Here is a 16,987-nt window from a genome sequence, read left to right on the forward strand (position 1 = left end):
TATCAGTGAGGACGGGACCACCTCGCGGCGTGACCTGAGCGTCGCCGCGCGACGGACGGCGGGTGTCCGGCACGCCGTCGCGCGGGCGGGAACGGTGTCGGCTGTTCGCTCCAGTGACCCCCACCAGGTGAGCCTACGCCCGGTCGGCGTCGACCGTCAGGTGGAGTTCGACCTGCCCGCTGTCGCCGAGTTTCACGCCGGGGTAGCGCTCGCGCAGTTCGTCGGCGAGCCCCACGTCGACACGCACGGTCGCAGTTTTCTCGTGGGTCTCGTGGTCGTAGTCGTACTCCGAGGAGACGTACTCCGTCTCCACGTCCAGCAGTTCCTGTACGTCGTCGGAGACGGCCTTCGCGAGGTCGGCCATCTCCCCGTCGACGTTGCGCACCATCTCTTCGACGTCGCCTCCGTCTGCATCGGAATCGCTCATGCGAGTCGAACGAAGGAGTCGACCGACGTAGGTGCTGTTGCCGGTCGCGCCGCGACCGAGCGAGCGGCGCCGCTCCCGGACGAATCCGGGCGCAGTCCGCGTCGGTGCCCGACCTGCGACCGACGGCAGGGTTATCGTTCGGGCGCCGCGGGCCGGTAGTACGACGCGGCATCGTACCCGTCGGCTGTGCGCCCTCTAGCTCCGTCCAGCGGTCGGTGTCGACAGTCACGGCCGGAACGGAGGGTTGCGAGGGAGTACGCGGTCGGGCCGCGTCGAGGCAAGACGGCCGAAACCTATCTTCCGACCCGGTCCTACCGGCCGGTATGCACCTCCTCGTCGTCGGCGGGAACGGGTTGATCGGCCGCCGGACGTGTCGCGCCGCGGTCGACCACTCGGCCGTCGAGCGCGTCACCAGCGTCTCGCGGAGCGGCCGGCCCGCGGACGCCGGTGAGTGGGTCGACGGCGTGCGCTGGGTCGCCGGTGACGCCCTCGACCCGGCGGGCTGGCGGTGGGCGCTCCGCGACGCCGACAGCGTCGTCCACTCGGTCGGCATCGTCGAGGAGTCTCCGAAGGAAGGAGTCACCTTCGAGCGTATCAACGGCGACGCCGGAGTCGTCGTCGGCCTCGAAGCGGAGCGAGCCGGCGCCGACGCGCTCGTCCTGCTCTCGGCGGCGACGAAACCGCCCCGGACGCGTGACGCGTATCTCGACGCGAAGCGCCGAGCGGAGCGGTCGGTCGCCGACCTCGACCTGCGGACGGTGGCGCTCCGTTCCGGTGCCGTGTACGGCGCCGGCGACCCCCACTTCCCGTGGCTCCTCGACCGCGCGTTCGCACTCGTCGACCGGGTCGACACGCTGGGCCGGCGGGTCGAACACCGTCCGCTCCCGGTCGAGACCGTCGGTCGTGCGGCGTTGCGTGCCGCGCTCGACCCGACGTGTCGAGGCGTCCACGACGCCGACGCGATACGGGCGCTCGGGAGCGACGGCTGAGTTCCGGGTCGGGCCCACCGCGGAATCCACACCCGTTTTTAGGGCGCGCCGGAAAGGACCGGGTAATGGACGACGACCTTCGCGAGCGCGTGCGGACCGAGGCGGAGAAACACGCGCTGTTCAACGCGGTGAAGTACGAGAGCGAGGCCGACGTGGGCGCCGTGATGGGGCCGCTGATGGGTGAGAACCCCGACTTTCGGCCACACGGCGACGAGATTCCGGGCGTCGTCGGCGGCGTCGTCGCCGACGTGAACGCGATGGACGGGGAGGAGCGGCTGGAGCGCCTCCTCGAACTCGACCCCGAACTCGTCGCCGAGTTGGAAGAAGAGGAGCAGGAGGACGAGCACACGCTCCCCGACCTGCCGAACGCCGGCGAGTACGAGGAGATTCGGATGCGCCAGGCGCCGAACCCGAACGGCCCGTGGCACATCGGCCACGCGCGGATGCCCTCCGTCATCGGGACGTACAAGGAGCGCTACGACGGGTCGTTCGTCGTCCGCTTCGACGACACCGACCCGGAGACCAAGCGCCCGGACCTCGACGCCTACGACGCCATCCTCTCGGACATCGAGTACCTCGGCTTCGAGCCCGACGAGGTCATCCGCGCCTCCGACCGCGTGGAGACGTACTACGACCACGCGCGCGAACTCATCGACCTCGGCGGGGCGTACACCTGCTCCTGTTCCGGCGAGGAGTTCTCGGACCTGAAGAACAGCGCCGAGGCCTGCCCGCACCGCGACAAGGACGCGGAGACGACGCGTGAGGAGTTCGAGGCCATGGTCGACGGCGAGTACGGCGCCGGCGAGATGGTGCTCCGCGTCCGGACAGACATCGAGCACAAGAACCCCGCCCTCCGGGACTGGGTCGCCTTCCGGATGATAGACACGCCCCACCCGCGCGAGGAAGCGGCGGAGTACCGCTGCTGGCCGATGCTCGACTTCCAGTCCGGCGTCGACGACCACCTCACGGGCGTCACCCACATCATCCGGGGCATCGACCTGCAGGACTCCGCGAAGCGTCAGCAGTTCGTCTACGACTACTTCGACTGGGAGTACCCGGAGGTCATCCACTGGGGTCACGTCCAGGTCGACGAGTACGACGTGAAGATGTCGACGTCGACCATCAAGGAGCTCGTCGAGGGCGGGGAGCTCGCCGGCTGGGACGACCCGCGCGCGCCGACCATCAAGAGCCTGCGACGGCGGGGTATCCGCGGGTCGGCCATCGTCGACGCCATGATCGAACTCGGCACGTCGACGAGCAACGTCGAGCTATCGATGTCGGCCATCTACGCGAACAACCGCGAACTGGTCGACGACGGGGCGAATCGCTACTTCTTCGTCCGCGACGGCGTCGACAAGCAGGTCGTCGGCGGTCCCGAGGAAGGGAAGCCGCCGCTGCATCCCGACCACCAGGACCGCGGCCCGCGCGTCATCCCGGTGACCGGCGGCGTGCGGGTCGAACCCGAGGACGTACCCACCAACGGCGAGCGTGTCTGGCTCAAAGGGTACGGCTGCGTGCGTCACACCCGCGACGCCTTCGAGTACACCGGCGACGACATCAGCGCGGTGCGCGAAGAGGGCGTGCAGGTCGTCCACTGGGTGCCCGCCGAGGGGAGCGTGCCGACCCGCCTCCGCACCCCCGACGGCGACGTGGAAGGCGAGGCCGAACCGGCGTTCGCCGAGGTCGACGCCGACGAGATGGTGCAGTTCGAGCGCATCGGCTTCGCTCGGGTCGACGACCACGGCGAGGACGAGAGCGTGGCGTACTTCGCGCACAAGTAAGTACGAAACAGAGTCGCTGTATAGACGACTTCGGACGCCGCCTTCGACGGCAGTCTTCGGGTAACTCGGACTCCCTCGGCGGCGAGTCCGGAGAGGCCGCAGCACGTCGTAGCGCACGCCTCGGGACACCGAACCGGTGTCGACGGACACCGACTCGCCTCCGAACGATTCTACGGACCGCTCACACTGACCGACGGGGGTCGAAGCGTCATCGCTTCCGAATCGGGAGTCCGCTTCATCCCGGAGGACTCGGTTCGTAACTCCGCGAGCCATCCGTTTTCGATTCGAGCCCGGTACGGAGATGAACTGCGCAGACGTATACAAGTCCGACACTGACCAGTCCCGGAGACTCGCTCACGGGCGCGTTCTCGTCTGCGAGAACGTTTCCGAGCCGGGACATGAGGGCTGGCGGTGACGGAGCGTGCTCACATGAGCGACCCGTCGAATCACGATTCACACCACACGAGCGGCGACCGACATCAAGAGGCAGGCGACGACCGCATCGACCCGAGCAAGGGCGGACCGGACGAACGCGAAATCACAGCGGCCCAGCGCCGACCGGATGGGAACGAGGGCTACCCTGCCCCGACCCACGGCCAGGGTTCCCACGAACGCGCCGTCCACGGTGACCGGGGTGAACACGATGGACGCGGCGGGATACACGCCGGTCACGAAGCGATGTTCCGTCGGCGCTTCTTCGTCTCGGTAGTCCTCTCGATACCTGTCCTACTGTACAGTGAGGGGCTTCAGCGCCTGCTCGGGTTCTCCGCACCCGCGTTCCCCGGGAGCGAGTGGGTGAGCCCGCTGTTCGCCACGGTTATCTTCGCGTACGGTGGGGTGCCCTTCCTCCGAATGGCCGTGCCCGAAGTCCGGGCGCGTGAGCCAGGGATGATGACGCTCGTCTCGATGGCCATCACCGTCGCGTTCACCTACAGTCTCGCGACCGTCGTGACGCCCATCGGGATGGACTTCTTCTGGGAGCTGGCGACGCTCGTCGACATCATGCTGCTAGGCCACTGGATCGAGATGCGCTCGGTTCGGCAGGCCTCCGGTGCGCTCGACGAACTCGCCGCGCTGCTTCCCGACACCGCCGAACGAATCGGTGAGGACGGAAGCGTCGAGGAGGTCCGCGTCGACGACCTCAGGACGGGTGACCTCGTACTGGTCCGCCCCGGTGGGAGCGTCCCCGCCGACGGTGTCGTTGAGGACGGCGACTCCGACGTGAACGAGGCGATGGTCACCGGCGAGTCCAAGCCGGTCTCGAAGGAGGGCGGCGACGAGGTCATCGCCGGCACCATCAACGGCGAGGGGAGCCTCCGTGTCCGGGTCACAGCCGTCGGCGACGACACCGCCCTCTCGGGTATCATGCGACTCGTCGCGGAGGCACAGTCGAGCAAATCTCGAACCCAGGTACTGGCCGACCGTGCGGCGGGCTGGCTGTTCTACGCGGCCATCGCGGCCGCTGCCGTCACCGCCGTCACCTGGACCGTCGCCGTCTCGTTCGACGTCGAGGTCGTCGAGCGCGTCGTGACGGTGCTGGTCATCGCCTGCCCCCACGCGCTTGGTCTCGCTGTTCCGCTCGTCATCGCCATCAACACTTCGCTGGCGGCGCAGAACGGGATGCTCGTCCGCGACCGCATCGCGATGGAGGAAGCCCGAAAACTCGACATCGTGGTGTTCGACAAGACCGGGACGCTCACGCGCGGCGAACAGGGCGTCGTCGCCGTCGAGACCGTGGGAGGCGTCGACGAAGACGAAGCACTCGCGCTCACGGCCGCCGTGGAGGGTGATTCGGAGCACGTCATCGCGCGAGCGATTCGGACGGCCGCTCACGAGCGCGGCCTCCCACTTCCCGAACCGACTTCGTTCGAGGCCATCAAAGGCCGAGGCGTCCGCGCGACCGTCGACGGCGAGACGGTCCACGTCGGCGGACCGAACCTCCTCGTAGCGCTCGACGTCGAACCGGCCCCGGAACTCGCCCGGTTCGCCTCGGAGGCGGGTGCGAACGCACAGACGGTCGTCTACCTCGTCCGCGAAGGGGAGGCTGTCGCGGCGGTCGCGCTCGCGGACGTCGTTCGCGAGGAGAGCCGCGCCGCAATCGAGGCACTTCACGACCTCGGCGTCGAGGTGGCGATGCTCACCGGCGACTCCGAGGACGTCGCCCGGGCGGTCGCGTCCGACCTCGGCATCGACACGTACTTCGCCGAGGTGCTTCCCGAGGACAAAGACTCGAAGATCGCCGAGCTACAGTCACGGGGGAAGCGCGTCGCGATGGTCGGCGACGGCGTCAACGACGCGCCCGCACTCACTCGCGCCAACGTCGGCATCGCCATCGGGAGCGGCACCGACGTCGCGGTCGAATCCGCTGACGTCGTCCTCGTGCAGAACGACCCGCGGGACGTGGTCGGCCTCATCCGCCTCTCGCGGGCGAGCTACCGGAAGATGCAGCAGAACCTGGTGTGGGCGGCCGGCTACAACGTGTTCGCCATCCCGCTCGCGGCCGGCGTCCTCGCTCCGTGGGGCATCCTGCTCTCCCCGGCCGTCGGCGCGTTGCTGATGTCGCTGTCGACCGTTATCGTCGCGGTCAACGCACAGACGCTCCGCCGGACCGAGTTGGCGGAGTCGAGCCAGAGCGTGACTCACGACCCGAGTCTCGCCGTCGACGCGAGGCCGGCTGGCTGACGGGGCGAGCGAACGGCCCGAACTACCTCGAAGAACGACTGTTCCGAGACAACCCCATTCTCACACGTAGCCTTCGTTTTCGACGTGACGACTACGCATCGACACGGGGAGGTGAAGTTCGGCGCACGGTTCCCGAGCGACGGTCGGTACCGTCGCTTCCCTCAGGCGAGGCCGGACGGGGAGCTGATTACGGCCGCGTTCGAGGTCTCCGCCGGCGAGTGACCGCTTTGGAATCTGAGCCACAAACCGTGAGACGGTCCAAACAGTACAGGGTAGTACCGTGTCGGAGACGACGATACACCTCGTACTTCGTGCTCGTTCGGATGACGCTCTACAGTTTCGCCTGAGACGGCGAGACCAGCAGGAGTAGTCGTGACGGTGAACACAAACGGCGGAGGACTCTCGGGTCGGTTCTTCCGTTGGCTACTCGTCGACGCGAGTCGCCTGTGGGTTGCGGCGTACGTGCTCGGAGGGATTACTCTCCTCTCTCTCGTACTCGCTGCGGTCGGCTTTCTGACGCCGGTCCCTTCGAGCCCGATGTACTTCCTCTACAGCGCGATACTGGGCGGGAACCTCACGCTCATCACGGTGGTCATCTCCATCAACCAGCTCGTCCTCTCTCGGGAACTGGGTGCGCCCGGCGACCTCCGGGAACGGATAGAGAAGGCGGACGCGTTCCGGGAAGACGTCGAGCGGATTACCGGAGACGCGGCGAGTCCGGTCGCGCCGGCCGACTTCCTCCTCCGTCTCCACGAGTCGCTGGCAGAGATGGCCGAGGCGCTCTCCGAGGCGACACGAGACGACGGCCGAACCGACGAGCTGGCCCGTAAAGTCGAGGAACTGGCCGGTGACCTCGAATCAGACGCGAACGACGTCGTTAGCACCATCGACTCGAGCGAGGGCGGGGATGGACGCTCGGCCTCGAGTCGCGTCTTCGAGGTCGTCGCCGCGACGCTCGGAACCAATCACGCGGGTCAACTCCGTCGAATCGACCGCTTGCTCACCTCGGAACGGGACGCTCTGACGAACCGGCAGCGCGAGCACCTCGACGCGCTCCGGGAGCTCCTGCTCTACATCGACGTCGCCCGGAAGTACTTCCGGACCGTCTACACCGAGAAGGAGCTGTCGTACTTCTCCCGAGTGATGCTGTACGTCGGGATTCCGGCCGAGGTCGCGACGGCGGCGATGCTCGCCATCTACGGCGGCGTCGAAGTCGGAATTCTCCAGCCGAACGGGTTGCTTCCGGTCGTCGTCGTCACGCTGGTCGCCGGGTTCGCCCCGCTCGCGGTGCTGTTCGCCTTCGTCCTCCGACTCGCGTGGGTCGCACAGCGAAACGCCTCCGTCGCTCCCTTTGCAGGGGGCGAATCGGGGTACCCCTGACACGCCCCCGACTCCTGCCCGGCGCCGATAGTCCGGGACGTTACTGCCCGGACAGCCGACGACGCCGAGACTCGAACTCCTCCTCGTCTATCTCCCCTCGCGCGTACTCCTCGCGGAGGGTCTCCATCGCCGAGTCGGGATGGGACGCTTCACGCGTGGTGAGCAGCCAGTAGACGAGCGCCACGGGGAGCGCGACGAGGAGGGCCATCCAGAGGAGGCCGACGAACATCATGCCGAACCCCCAGGCGCCCATCCCCATCCAGCCGCCCCACATGTGGGGCATCCACCGGCCACCACTGAACTGGTTCCCGGCGGCGGCCGCCATGCCGAGCACGAACACAGTTAGGAGGGCGAGCCCGCCAGCGGTCCAGGTGAAGAGCTGCTTTGCAGTTACCATCGTCTACTCACCTATCTAGCGATAGCATCCGGTCGGGGATAACTGCGCGGCGCAATTCCCACGCGTTAGGAACGCGGCCGACAGGTGGCTCGTCGGTCGCTTCGGCTCCGGTTACCGATACTCGAACACCCGTGCCATCCCCGCGTGGAGGTGGTACAGGTTGTGGCAGTGGAACAGCCACTCGCCGGGGTTGTCGGCGACGAAGTCGAACGTGACCTCCCCCATGTGACCGGGGACGAGCACGGTATCCTTGACCGCATCTCCGACCTGGAAGAAGTGCCCGTGGAGATGCATCGGGTGGAGCACCGGACTTCGGTTCGCCATCCGGACGCGGACGTGGTCACCCTCGGCGATTCGGAGCGGGTCCGCGTCCGGGTACGTCTGCCCACCGATGGCCCACGAATACGACCCGCCACCGCCAGCCGAGAGCGTCAGGTCGAACGTCCGGTCCGGTCGGCCGTCGACGCCCTCGACGGGTGAGAGCGCACGGAGGTCCGAGTAGCGAAGCCGACTGCCGAACGACTGCAGTGCCGTCGGCGAGCTATCGCCGTCACCGGCTCGGAGAACCGCTCTCGCCGGGGGTTCGTTCCCGTCGACCGCCGAGGCGCGAATCTCCCACGAGCCCGGTTCGGCCACCTCGGCGATGGCGTCGTAACGCTCCCCGGCACCGAAGACGAACGACCCGGCACTGACCGGTTCGACCGGCCGCCCGTCCGCGTGGGAAACCGAGAGGTCGTGACCCGCGACACCGACCTGGAACACCGTCGCGCTGGAGGCGTTGATGAACCGGAGTCGAACCCGTTCACTCTCCTCGACGGTGAACTCGGGCGGGTCCGAAGGGAGGTGCCCGTTGACGAGGAGTCCTTCGTACGGCGGTCGCGTGTCGCCCATCATGCCACCGGACCCGCCCATCCCACCAGAACCGCCCATGCCGCCACCGAACCCCTCTGGTAATCGCGGCTCACCGGGGAGGAAATCGTCGAGGACGAGGACGAACTCACGGTCGTACTCGACGTGGGGGTCCGACTCCTCGATAATCAGCGGCCCGTAGAGTCCCCTGTCCAGCTGTAGTCCGACGTGGCTGTGGTAGAAGTACGTCCCCGCCGGTTCGGCTCGGAACGTGTACTCGAACGACGACCCAGGGTCGATGGGGGGCTGGGTGAGGCCGGGGACACCGTCCATCGCGTTCCTGACCGGAACGCCGTGCCAGTGGACCGTCGTCTCCTCCTGCAGGTCGTTAGTGACGGTCGCTCTGAGCACGTCCCCTTCCGCGACCCTGAGTTCGGGGCCGGGGACGCCGTCACCGTACGCCCACGTGTTCCACGAACGGTCGGCGGTGACCGAGTGTGACCCGCCGGTCGCTCGCAACTGGACCGTCCGGTCGGGTTCCATCCGGGAGTCGGGAGCGGCAGTCGATTCCGACGCGCTGTCGGTCGTGGTTCCGTCGTTACTCCCGAGCGGGGTACTCGCACTACAGCCAGCGAGCGCGGCGAGCGAACCGGCGGTCAACGAGCCGAGCAACTCGCGTCGGGTCCACGTGGGGGAAGGCGGCGTTCGTCTCATTTCGGTATCTGTGGGGACTGGTTCGGTCGTCGACGACGGGAGCCGGGTTCGTCGATTCACCAACCGGCAACTGTTTTCGACGGGGAACGTAGTCCTCGCTTCGAGTTGGTATTGTGTGCTTATCCCACTATTGGCTTGGATTCGAGAGGTCACCCGGTTGCGGTCCTGAAGGGGGAGAGCCGACAGCGGACGGCAAAACCGCCGTCATCGGTACGTTGGCCTTCGTCGCCTGGGACCACAGTCGACAGACGAACGCACCGAAGCAGTGTCGCACTCCGACCGCTGAGGCGCCAGGCTTCGGTTCGTATCGTGGACCGGCCTGCACCTTAACAATCGAAAGTACGGCGGGGGAGTCGGGACCGAATCAGAGCCACAATAGGGTAGAGGGAGACGGCCGTTGTATTGTATGCAATGTCATCAGTCAGCGAGCAGTTCGAGGGTTCGATGGAGGAGTGTATCGACAACTGTCACGAAGCGGTGAAGGTCTGTGAGAACTGCGCCGACGCCTGTGCCGGCCACGGCGAGGACATGGCGGAGTGTATCCGACTCTGCCGCGACGTCGCCGAGATCGCCTCGACGTGCGCGAAGCTGTGCGCCCGCGACTCGCAGTTCAACTCCCAGGTCGCCGAGATTTGCGCGGAGGTCTGTGAGGCCTGCGCCGACGAGTGTGAGGGTCACGACCACGACCACTGTCAGGCCTGCGTCGAGCCGCTCCGCGAGTGCGCGGAGACCTGCCGCTCGATGGCGTAACGCCGGACGACTCCCGCCCTTCCGCTTTTTTTAGTTACCGCTGCCGAGCGAACCTCGGCGCGTGAGCGAACAGTATCGGGTGTGCGCTCCGCCAGGGCTAGTGATTCGTGTGTCGAGGGGCACCTCAGTCGAAGAGTCGAACGTTCTGCGGGGAGGTGACTTCCGAATCACAGCCGGAACCGGGTTAGTAGAGCCGCCCGAAAACACGCACCGAGAATGTCAGAGACCGCCGGTCTCGACATCGGTGTATCGCCGCTCCAGTCGCCCGGAGGAGTCGCCGAACTCGTCGGCGCGATAGAGCGGGCGTTCGAGCCTGCACGGGAGGTACTCGTGCCATTCCTCTCCGACCCGCTCGTCGCCGGCGTGTGGCTGGTGCTCGTACTCGCCTCGGCCGGTACTCTGCGGTGGGACCTCCGGACCAACAACGAGATGCTCGGCTCCATGATGAAGGGCGTCTGGACGCTCTGTGTGCTCTACTCGGGGCCGTTCGGTCTCGCCATCTACTGGTACTCGGGTCGAACGCAGATTCCCAACGACTCGGTCTGGCGGCGCGGCTTTCGGTCGACGAGCCACTGCTATTCGGGGTGTGGCGCCGGAGAGGTCGTGGGCATCACGCTCGCACAGGGAATCCTCGCACTCACCGTCGGCTGGGTTGCGGCCGTCACCTTCGCGTTCGCGTACCTGTTCGGCTACGCGCTCACCATCGGCCCGCTGATGCAGGACGGGGTCGGACTCGGGGAGGCGACGTGGGACGCGCTGCTGAGCGAGACACCGTCGATTACCCTGATGGAGATTTTCGCCATCGGCACCGAACTCCTGCTCGCCAGCCAGACCCACATGGGCGAGATTCTGTTCTGGACGGCCCTCGCGTTCTCGCTCTCCATCGGCTTCCTCGTCGCCTGGCCGGTCAACGTCGTGCTCGTGAAGTACGGCGTCAAGGAGGGGATGAGCAACCCCGCCGAGATGCGCGACGACGCTCAGAGCGCCGCCTGAGTCGCGCTCGGGAGCGGCCGTCGCGCGGACTGTCGGAACGGAGTGGGAACGGAGTGGACACCGTCTTTCGGTCGCCACGACTCGACTACGCCTCCCGTGGCGTATCTCTCGCCCGAGTGAACCGCGAGACGTGACCGGGAGCCGTGACGAGACGCCAGGCACCCCGAAACCGGAATTCGGCCGACGTCCGGGACCGGTACACGAAGGTCGGCACGTCGGTAGGGCTGTAGCCGGGGCGACTGCGGACCTGAGCGGGCCGCTGTCGGGCCAAACCCACTTACCGTGCTGAGACGAAGCCGAACCCGATGGTCGATGGAACCCTCGCCGCGTCGGTCGTCTTCCTCCTCAGCGTCGCGGCGCTCTGGCTCGGTGCGGAGCTGTTCGTCACGAACGCGGCGCGTATCGCCCGGCGATTCGGCCTCTCGGAGCTGGTCGTCGGACTCACCGTCGTCGCACTCGGGACGTCGGCCCCGGAGGTCGCCGTCAGCGTCGACGCCGCGCTCGTCGGGACCGGCGACATCGCCGTCGCCAACGTCGTCGGGTCGAACCTCTTCAACATCGGCATCGTCCTCGGGGGCATCGCGGCAGCCGTAGGCGTCCGGAGCTCTCGCCAGATGGTCCGCCGCGACGGGGCCGTGATGGTCGGGTCGACCGTGCTGGTGCTCCTCTTCCTCCTCGACCTCCGGCTGACCCGTCTCGAGGGCGCGGTACTACTCCTCGCGTTCGCGGGCTACCTCGCCTGGCTGTTCCTCCGGCCCGTCGACGGCGTCGAGTCGAACGGCGGGACCGAGACGGTGGGAGTACGAGCGGCGGTACTCCTGCTGACCGGACTCGGCGTCATCGTCGGCGGCGCGCACTTCCTCGTCGAGTCGGCCGTCGCCATCGCCCGCGCCGGAGGGCTCTCCGAGTGGGTCATCGGCGAGACCGTCGTCGCGGTCGGCACCTCAACGCCGGAGGTCGTCGCGTCCGTCGCCGCCGCGCGGAAGGGGATGGGCGACATCGCCGCGGGCAACCTCATCGGGAGCAACGTGTTCAACGCCCTGTTCATCCTGGGTATCGCGTCCACGCTGACGCCGCTCCAGGTCGTCGACACCGCCATCGGAACCACGACGTGGCTCCTCGGACTCTCGGTCCTCGCCGCCGTGCTCCTCGGGACGAGGGGACAACTCGGACGGCTCGAGGGTGCGGCGCTCGTGGCAATCAACCTCACTCGGTGGATACTCGACCTGCTGTGACTCGGATTCAGCCGGCCGTCGTACCCTGCTCGACTCCCCCGTGGCTCGATGATTCCGTCCGTTTATATTCGGTCACCGGTTCCACGTTCGTGACGGCCCCTCACCCCGGAAACGCCGATAAACGCCCTCTGGGTTTTTCAGACGCGCGAATCCGCGGCCGGCCGCTACGGTCGCCCGGGAAGCAAACAATCGTACACTCCGGGCGGGCTTCGACGTTCGATTCACGAGACGATTGTCAGTCGACAGTTCGGTCGTTCTCGGTTCGGCGGCTATAATCACAGGAGAGACATTCCTCGCGACGAGTCGCGGCGCCGGCGCCGACTATCGACTGTGGAGAGTGTTGCCCAAACCCACACGCTATGCACTATCACGGGCGTAGTGAGGAGCGAGGGGAGGAAGTCTGTCATCCCCATCGACCGTACCACACCTCTCCTCGCACCTCCGTTCCTGTGATTCGAATGTACGGTGAGCGAGGCGTTTCTCGAGGAACTCGTGAAAGCGACGGACGTGCGCGCTGTGGGCCGAAAAGGGAGAGACCGCCGTGGCCGGAGAGTTACTCGGCGTCGATGGACTGTTCGAGGTCGCGCAGGAGGTCCACGTCCGGCGACGAGGTGGTGAACGCGGCGATGAGGCGGGTGACCTCCTCGCGAGACACCTTCACCGACGACTCGGTGAACACTTGGTCGAGGTTGGCGTCGAGGTCGCGGAGCGTGGCGACCGCGAGGAGGTACGGGAGCGCCCACGCCGAGAGGTGGCCCTCGGTCGTGCGGCCGAGCCGGTGGAGGTACTCGCGGGCTTCGCCGCGGAACGAGCGAGCGTGGTCGATGACGCGCTTGACGGCGACGCCGGCGCCGGCGCGGTACTCGGGGGCGAGGATGCGGTCCTGCGGGACGCCGTGGGCGCGGAGCCACTCGGCGGGGACGTACACGTTGTCCTCGTCGCGGAAGTCGGTGTGGACGTCCTTCGCGATGTTGACGAGCTGGAGAAGGAGCCCGAAGCTCTCGGCGCGCTCGCGGAGGTAGCTCTCGGTACCGTCGTCGGTCTCGAGGGCGGTGAGGTTGGTGATGAGGTGACCGACCGTCCCGGCGACGAAGTAGCAGTATCGGTCGAGCTCCTCGCGGTCGGCGATGCGCAGGCCGCGGTCGTCGTCGGAGCGCTCGACGAACGTCGCCATCCCCTCGACGAGCTCGCGGATGGGCGGACGCATCGCCTCCCGCGCGTCGGCGTCGAACGCCTCGTAGGCCCCGAACACGCGGGCGACGTTCTCGACCACGTCCCAGTCGGCCGGGTCGGCGGGTTCATCGGGCACCCACTCCTCGACGGCGTCGACGAACGCCTCCGGGGAGGTGTCGTCCTCCGGGTCGAGGGCGGCGTCGTACTGCGTGAGTAGGCGGGCTTTGGCGTCGTTCGGGATGTGCTTTGCGTCCTCGACGGTGTCGGGCACCCGACAGAGGAGGTAGCCCACGCAGATGTAGCTGGACATGGGCTCGTCGAGCATGTTGATGGAGATGGCGAACGTCCGCGACACGTCGTCGACGACGCCGTGACACCACTCCAGTGGGGGGCCGGGTGCCGGGGCACTCTCCGAAAGCGTAGATTCGACCATTGTGTCCATTCAGGGAGAGGGCGCCGAAAAACTTGCTGGTGACGGCACATCATCGGGTCTTCGCGTCTCGGAGGGTTCTACCGTCCGATTCTACCGATTTCACGGACGTACGAACGCCCGTCCGAGCGACGGTCCGGCACGGCGCTCCGGGTGGGTCTCGGACCTACTCGCCCTCACGCCGACTCGCGGGGCTCGGGGGCGACCGTCGCCAACCCGACGCCAGCCACGGCGAGGACGAGCGCCCCGACGAACGCGAGCCGGAACGACCCCGTGCGTTCGACGGCCGCGCCGGCGAGGAGCGGGGCGGCGAACGCTCCGGCCAGCGCGACGGCGGTGACGAGCGAGACGGCCGTCCCGGCGACGCTCGGGTCGACGAGTTCGCGGACGTAGGTGAACACGAGGCCGATGGCGAGTTGGACGCCGAACCCGGCGAGCAGCAGGCAGGCGAACAGCGCCGGGACGCCCTCGACGACGAGGAACCCGGCCGTCGCCGAGAGGACGAGGAGGTACGCCCCGAGGACGACCGGTCGGCGGCGCCCACCGAAGGCCCGGTCCGAGAGGACGCCGCTCCCCGAGCGGGCGACGAGCCCGACCGCGGGGAAGACCGCGACGAGAGCCCCGCTCTGACCGAGCGTCAGCGCGGTCGTCTCGGTGAGGTACGTCGGCATCCAGCTGTTGAGAAAGAGGTACAGCCCGTATGCGAGCGTCCCGAGGAGGCTCACCGTCCACACCGCCCGGTTCGCGAGGACGCGACCGAGCGCGGCGCGGTCCGGCGGGTCGCCGACGCCCGCCTGCCGCGGCGGGCCGCCGGCCGCGAACAGCGCGAACCCGACGGCGCCGAGCGCGGCGAAGGCGGGGAACGTCGCCGCCCAGCCGGCCACTTCGGCGACGAGCGGCCCGCCGAACTGCCCGAGCGCGAACCCGAGCGGCGCGCTGGCGGTGAAGATTCCGACCGCCGTCGCCCGACGGTCGGCGTCGACCACGACGCCCGAGAGGGTCGCACCCGCGTTCCAGAGGGTGACGTAGGAGAGTCCGCCGACCACCCGCGCCGCGACGAGGGAGGCGTACGCATCGCCCGTCGCCGCGACGTAGCTCCAGGCGCCGGCGACGAGCAGGGCGAGCGCCGCGGCGCCGACGGCGAGTCGGGCGTCGGTCCGGTCGAGGCCGACGCCGACCGGGACGCTCGCGACGACCGCCGTGGCGTACATCACGCTCACCAGCCACCCGGCGGCGGTCGGCCCGACGGACATGCCGTCCATCAGCAGCGGGGTAACGCTCGCGGGGGCGATTTCGAAGGCGGCGGCGGCGGCCGAGAGGGTGAACAGGCCGGCGACGACGAGCCAGCCGCGGTCGGCCCGACCGGCGCCCCGGGCCGGGTCGGACTCGCCGGAGCCTCCCTGGTCGGCGCCCGTCACGCGTTCACCGACCCCCGGGCGTCGGCGTGTTCGTGTCTGCGACCAGGCCCACCACGTCCATACCCTATCCGCGAAGCCCGGGCGAAAAAGCGTGTCGCGGGCGTGCCAGATGGTCCCACTCCGGGGCCGGAGTCGGTGGTTCGACGCCGACGAGAGAGGCCATCGGACGCTGGCCGAACGCGTGACCCAACTGACGGAACCCCGCCACGACGCCCATGCGGCGGCCTCACACGCCGTGTCTCCATTGAAAGCGCTTTTATGGGGTCACGGACAACGAAGGCGTAGAGCCTGCCCGGGGTTGATGATACTCCTCGTCGGCATGGATATGCGCCACGGCCAGCGTGGTCGGCGCCCGGCGAGGCAGTCGAGCCCGCGAGCAGGAGGAGACCAACAATGCCCGTATACGTAGAATTCGAAGTCCCGGCCGACCTTCAGGAGCGAGCCATCGAGGCCCTCGAGGTCGCCCGAGACACCGGCACGGTGAAGAAGGGAACGAACGAGACGACCAAGTCCATCGAGCGCGGCAACGCCCAACTCGTCTACATCGCGGAGGACGTCTCCCCCGAGGAGATCGTCATGCACCTCCCCGAGCTCTGCGAGGAGAAGGGCATCCCGTTCGTCTACGTGGAGACGCAGGACGACGTCGGTCACGCCGCCGGCCTCGAGGTCGGCTCCGCGGCCGCCGCCATCGTCGACGCCGGCGACGCCGAGGACGACGTCGAAGACATCTCCCAGAAGGTCGAGGACCTGCAGTAAGCGACCATGTCAGCCGAAGAGAGCACCGACGACTCCACCTCCGCCGAGGTCATCGAGGTCGTCGGCAAGACAGGGATGCACGGCGAGGCCATGCAGGTCAAGTGCCGCATCCAGGAAGGCTCGAACCAGGGCCGAATCATCACGCGCAACGTGCTGGGTCCCATCCGCGAGGGGGACGTCCTCCAGCTCCGCGAGACCCAGCGTGACGCGGACTCCATCGGAGGCCGATAATGCCCCAGACTCGAGACTGTGACTACTGCGGCGCCGACATCGAGCCCGGCACGGGCACGATGTTTGTCCGCACGAACGGTACCGTCATCCACTTCTGCTCGTCGAAGTGTGAGAAGAACGCCGACCTCGGCCGCGAGGCCCGCGACCTCGAGTGGACCGAGGAGGGCGGCTCCCGACGCGCACGGAGTGAGGAATAGATGAGCCACCACGACGAACGCACCTTCGTGATGGTAAAGCCCGACGGCGTCCAGCGCGGCCTCATCGGGGACATCGTCTCCCGCTTCGAGGAACGCGGTCTCAAGATGGTCGCCGGCAAGTTCATGCAGATCGACGAGGAGCTCGCCCACGAACACTACGGCGAGCACGAGGGCAAGCCGTTCTTCGACGGCCTCGTCGAGTTCATCACCTCCGGACCGGTCTTCGCGATGGTCTGGGAGGGCGCGGACGCCACCCAGCAGGTCCGCAAGATGATGGGCGAGACCGACCCCGCCGAGTCCGCACCCGGCACTATCCGTGGCGACTACGGGCTCGACCTCGGTCAGAACGTCATCCACGGCTCGGACCACGAGGACGAGGGCGCCAACGAGCGCGAGATCGACCTCTTCTTCGACGAAGAGGAGCTCGTCGACTACGAGCGCTCCGACGCCGAGTGGGTCTACGAAGACGAAGACCACTAAGCACCCACCTTTTTTATCGGGGTCCTCGCGCGGCTTCGCCGCGCTCGAACCCCGACAAAAAACCTGGACGAAAAAAGGCCGCTCGCTCGGCTCTTCGAGCCTCGC

The 16,987-nt window shown here is 67.8% G+C and carries 16 protein-coding genes; 11 read left to right on the forward strand and 5 right to left on the reverse strand.

Annotated elements, in window-relative coordinates; genetic code table 11:
- Positions 1-133: 133 nt before the first annotated feature.
- Positions 134-427: a hypothetical protein gene (locus tag N5095_RS09790; protein ID WP_267622597.1), complete on the reverse strand. Its 294-nt coding sequence runs from the start codon at positions 425-427 to the stop codon at positions 134-136.
- A gap of 323 nt (positions 428-750) precedes the next feature.
- Between N5095_RS09790 and N5095_RS09795 the strand changes: the two genes are divergently transcribed.
- The 4 genes from N5095_RS09795 (at position 751) to N5095_RS09810 (ending at position 7,259) form a co-directional block, all read left to right on the forward strand.
- On the forward strand, positions 751-1,416 hold the full coding sequence (locus N5095_RS09795) for an SDR family oxidoreductase (protein WP_267622599.1): 666 nt from the start codon (positions 751-753) through the stop codon (positions 1,414-1,416).
- Between the two features lie 65 nt (positions 1,417-1,481).
- Positions 1,482-3,197 (forward strand): glutamate--tRNA ligase, encoded by a 1,716-nt coding sequence (locus N5095_RS09800; RefSeq protein WP_267622601.1) that lies wholly within the window; start codon positions 1,482-1,484, stop codon positions 3,195-3,197.
- Positions 3,198-3,626: 429 nt separating this feature from the next.
- Positions 3,627-5,879, forward strand: coding sequence for a copper-translocating P-type ATPase (locus tag N5095_RS09805; protein ID WP_267622602.1), 2,253 nt, complete (start codon positions 3,627-3,629; stop codon positions 5,877-5,879).
- Between the two features lie 372 nt (positions 5,880-6,251).
- Positions 6,252-7,259, forward strand: a complete 1,008-nt coding sequence (locus N5095_RS09810) for a DUF7972 family membrane protein (RefSeq protein WP_267622603.1) — start codon at positions 6,252-6,254, stop codon at positions 7,257-7,259.
- A gap of 40 nt (positions 7,260-7,299) precedes the next feature.
- On the opposite strand, the gene N5095_RS09815 is transcribed toward N5095_RS09810, so the two are convergent.
- Together N5095_RS09815 and N5095_RS09820 are read right to left on the reverse strand one after the other, a co-directional pair.
- Complete coding sequence (locus N5095_RS09815) at positions 7,300-7,656, reverse strand: SHOCT domain-containing protein (RefSeq protein ID WP_267622605.1); 357 nt, start codon at positions 7,654-7,656, stop codon at positions 7,300-7,302.
- A gap of 111 nt (positions 7,657-7,767) precedes the next feature.
- Positions 7,768-9,048 (reverse strand): multicopper oxidase family protein, encoded by a 1,281-nt coding sequence (locus N5095_RS09820; protein WP_267622607.1) that lies wholly within the window; start codon positions 9,046-9,048, stop codon positions 7,768-7,770.
- A 582-nt stretch (positions 9,049-9,630) separates the two neighbouring features.
- Between N5095_RS09820 and N5095_RS09825 the strand changes: the two genes are divergently transcribed.
- The 3 genes from N5095_RS09825 (at position 9,631) to N5095_RS09835 (ending at position 12,197) form a co-directional block, all read left to right on the forward strand.
- Positions 9,631-9,969, forward strand: a complete 339-nt coding sequence (locus N5095_RS09825) for a four-helix bundle copper-binding protein (protein ID WP_267622609.1) — start codon at positions 9,631-9,633, stop codon at positions 9,967-9,969.
- Positions 9,970-10,185: 216 nt separating this feature from the next.
- Positions 10,186-10,962, forward strand: a complete 777-nt coding sequence (locus tag N5095_RS09830) for a DUF4396 domain-containing protein (RefSeq protein WP_267622611.1) — start codon at positions 10,186-10,188, stop codon at positions 10,960-10,962.
- 305 nt (positions 10,963-11,267) lie between these two features.
- Positions 11,268-12,197, forward strand: coding sequence for a calcium/sodium antiporter (locus tag N5095_RS09835; RefSeq protein ID WP_267622613.1), 930 nt, complete (start codon positions 11,268-11,270; stop codon positions 12,195-12,197).
- A gap of 553 nt (positions 12,198-12,750) precedes the next feature.
- Here the strand turns inward: N5095_RS09835 and N5095_RS09840 are convergent.
- A complete protein-coding gene (locus N5095_RS09840) occupies positions 12,751-13,803 on the reverse strand; it encodes a phytoene/squalene synthase family protein (RefSeq protein WP_267622614.1) in 1,053 nt (350 codons plus the stop codon).
- A gap of 173 nt (positions 13,804-13,976) precedes the next feature.
- The gene (locus N5095_RS09845) at positions 13,977-15,218 is read right to left on the reverse strand and encodes an MFS transporter (protein ID WP_308203532.1); all 1,242 of its coding nucleotides are present in this window, start codon (positions 15,216-15,218) and stop codon (positions 13,977-13,979) included.
- A gap of 393 nt (positions 15,219-15,611) precedes the next feature.
- Between N5095_RS09845 and rpl7ae the strand changes: the two genes are divergently transcribed.
- The 4 genes from rpl7ae to ndk are packed head-to-tail and all read left to right on the forward strand — an operon-like array spanning position 15,612 to position 16,882.
- Complete coding sequence (rpl7ae, locus tag N5095_RS09850; protein ID WP_267622615.1) at positions 15,612-15,974, forward strand: 50S ribosomal protein L7Ae; 363 nt, start codon at positions 15,612-15,614, stop codon at positions 15,972-15,974.
- A gap of 6 nt (positions 15,975-15,980) precedes the next feature.
- The gene (locus tag N5095_RS09855; RefSeq protein ID WP_267622616.1) at positions 15,981-16,205 is read left to right on the forward strand and encodes a 30S ribosomal protein S28e; all 225 of its coding nucleotides are present in this window, start codon (positions 15,981-15,983) and stop codon (positions 16,203-16,205) included.
- Positions 16,205-16,402 carry a 50S ribosomal protein L24e gene (locus N5095_RS09860; RefSeq protein ID WP_267622617.1) on the forward strand — a complete coding sequence of 66 codons (198 nt, stop codon included), beginning with the start codon at positions 16,205-16,207 and terminating at the stop codon, positions 16,400-16,402. The genes N5095_RS09855 and N5095_RS09860 overlap by 1 nt, the downstream gene beginning before the upstream one ends.
- Positions 16,403-16,882 carry a nucleoside-diphosphate kinase gene (ndk, locus tag N5095_RS09865; RefSeq protein ID WP_267622618.1) on the forward strand — a complete coding sequence of 160 codons (480 nt, stop codon included), beginning with the start codon at positions 16,403-16,405 and terminating at the stop codon, positions 16,880-16,882.
- Positions 16,883-16,987: the final 105 nt, after the last annotated feature.

This window comes from Halobium salinum, assembly GCF_026586625.1.
GTDB lineage: Archaea > Halobacteriota > Halobacteria > Halobacteriales > Haloferacaceae > Halobium > Halobium salinum.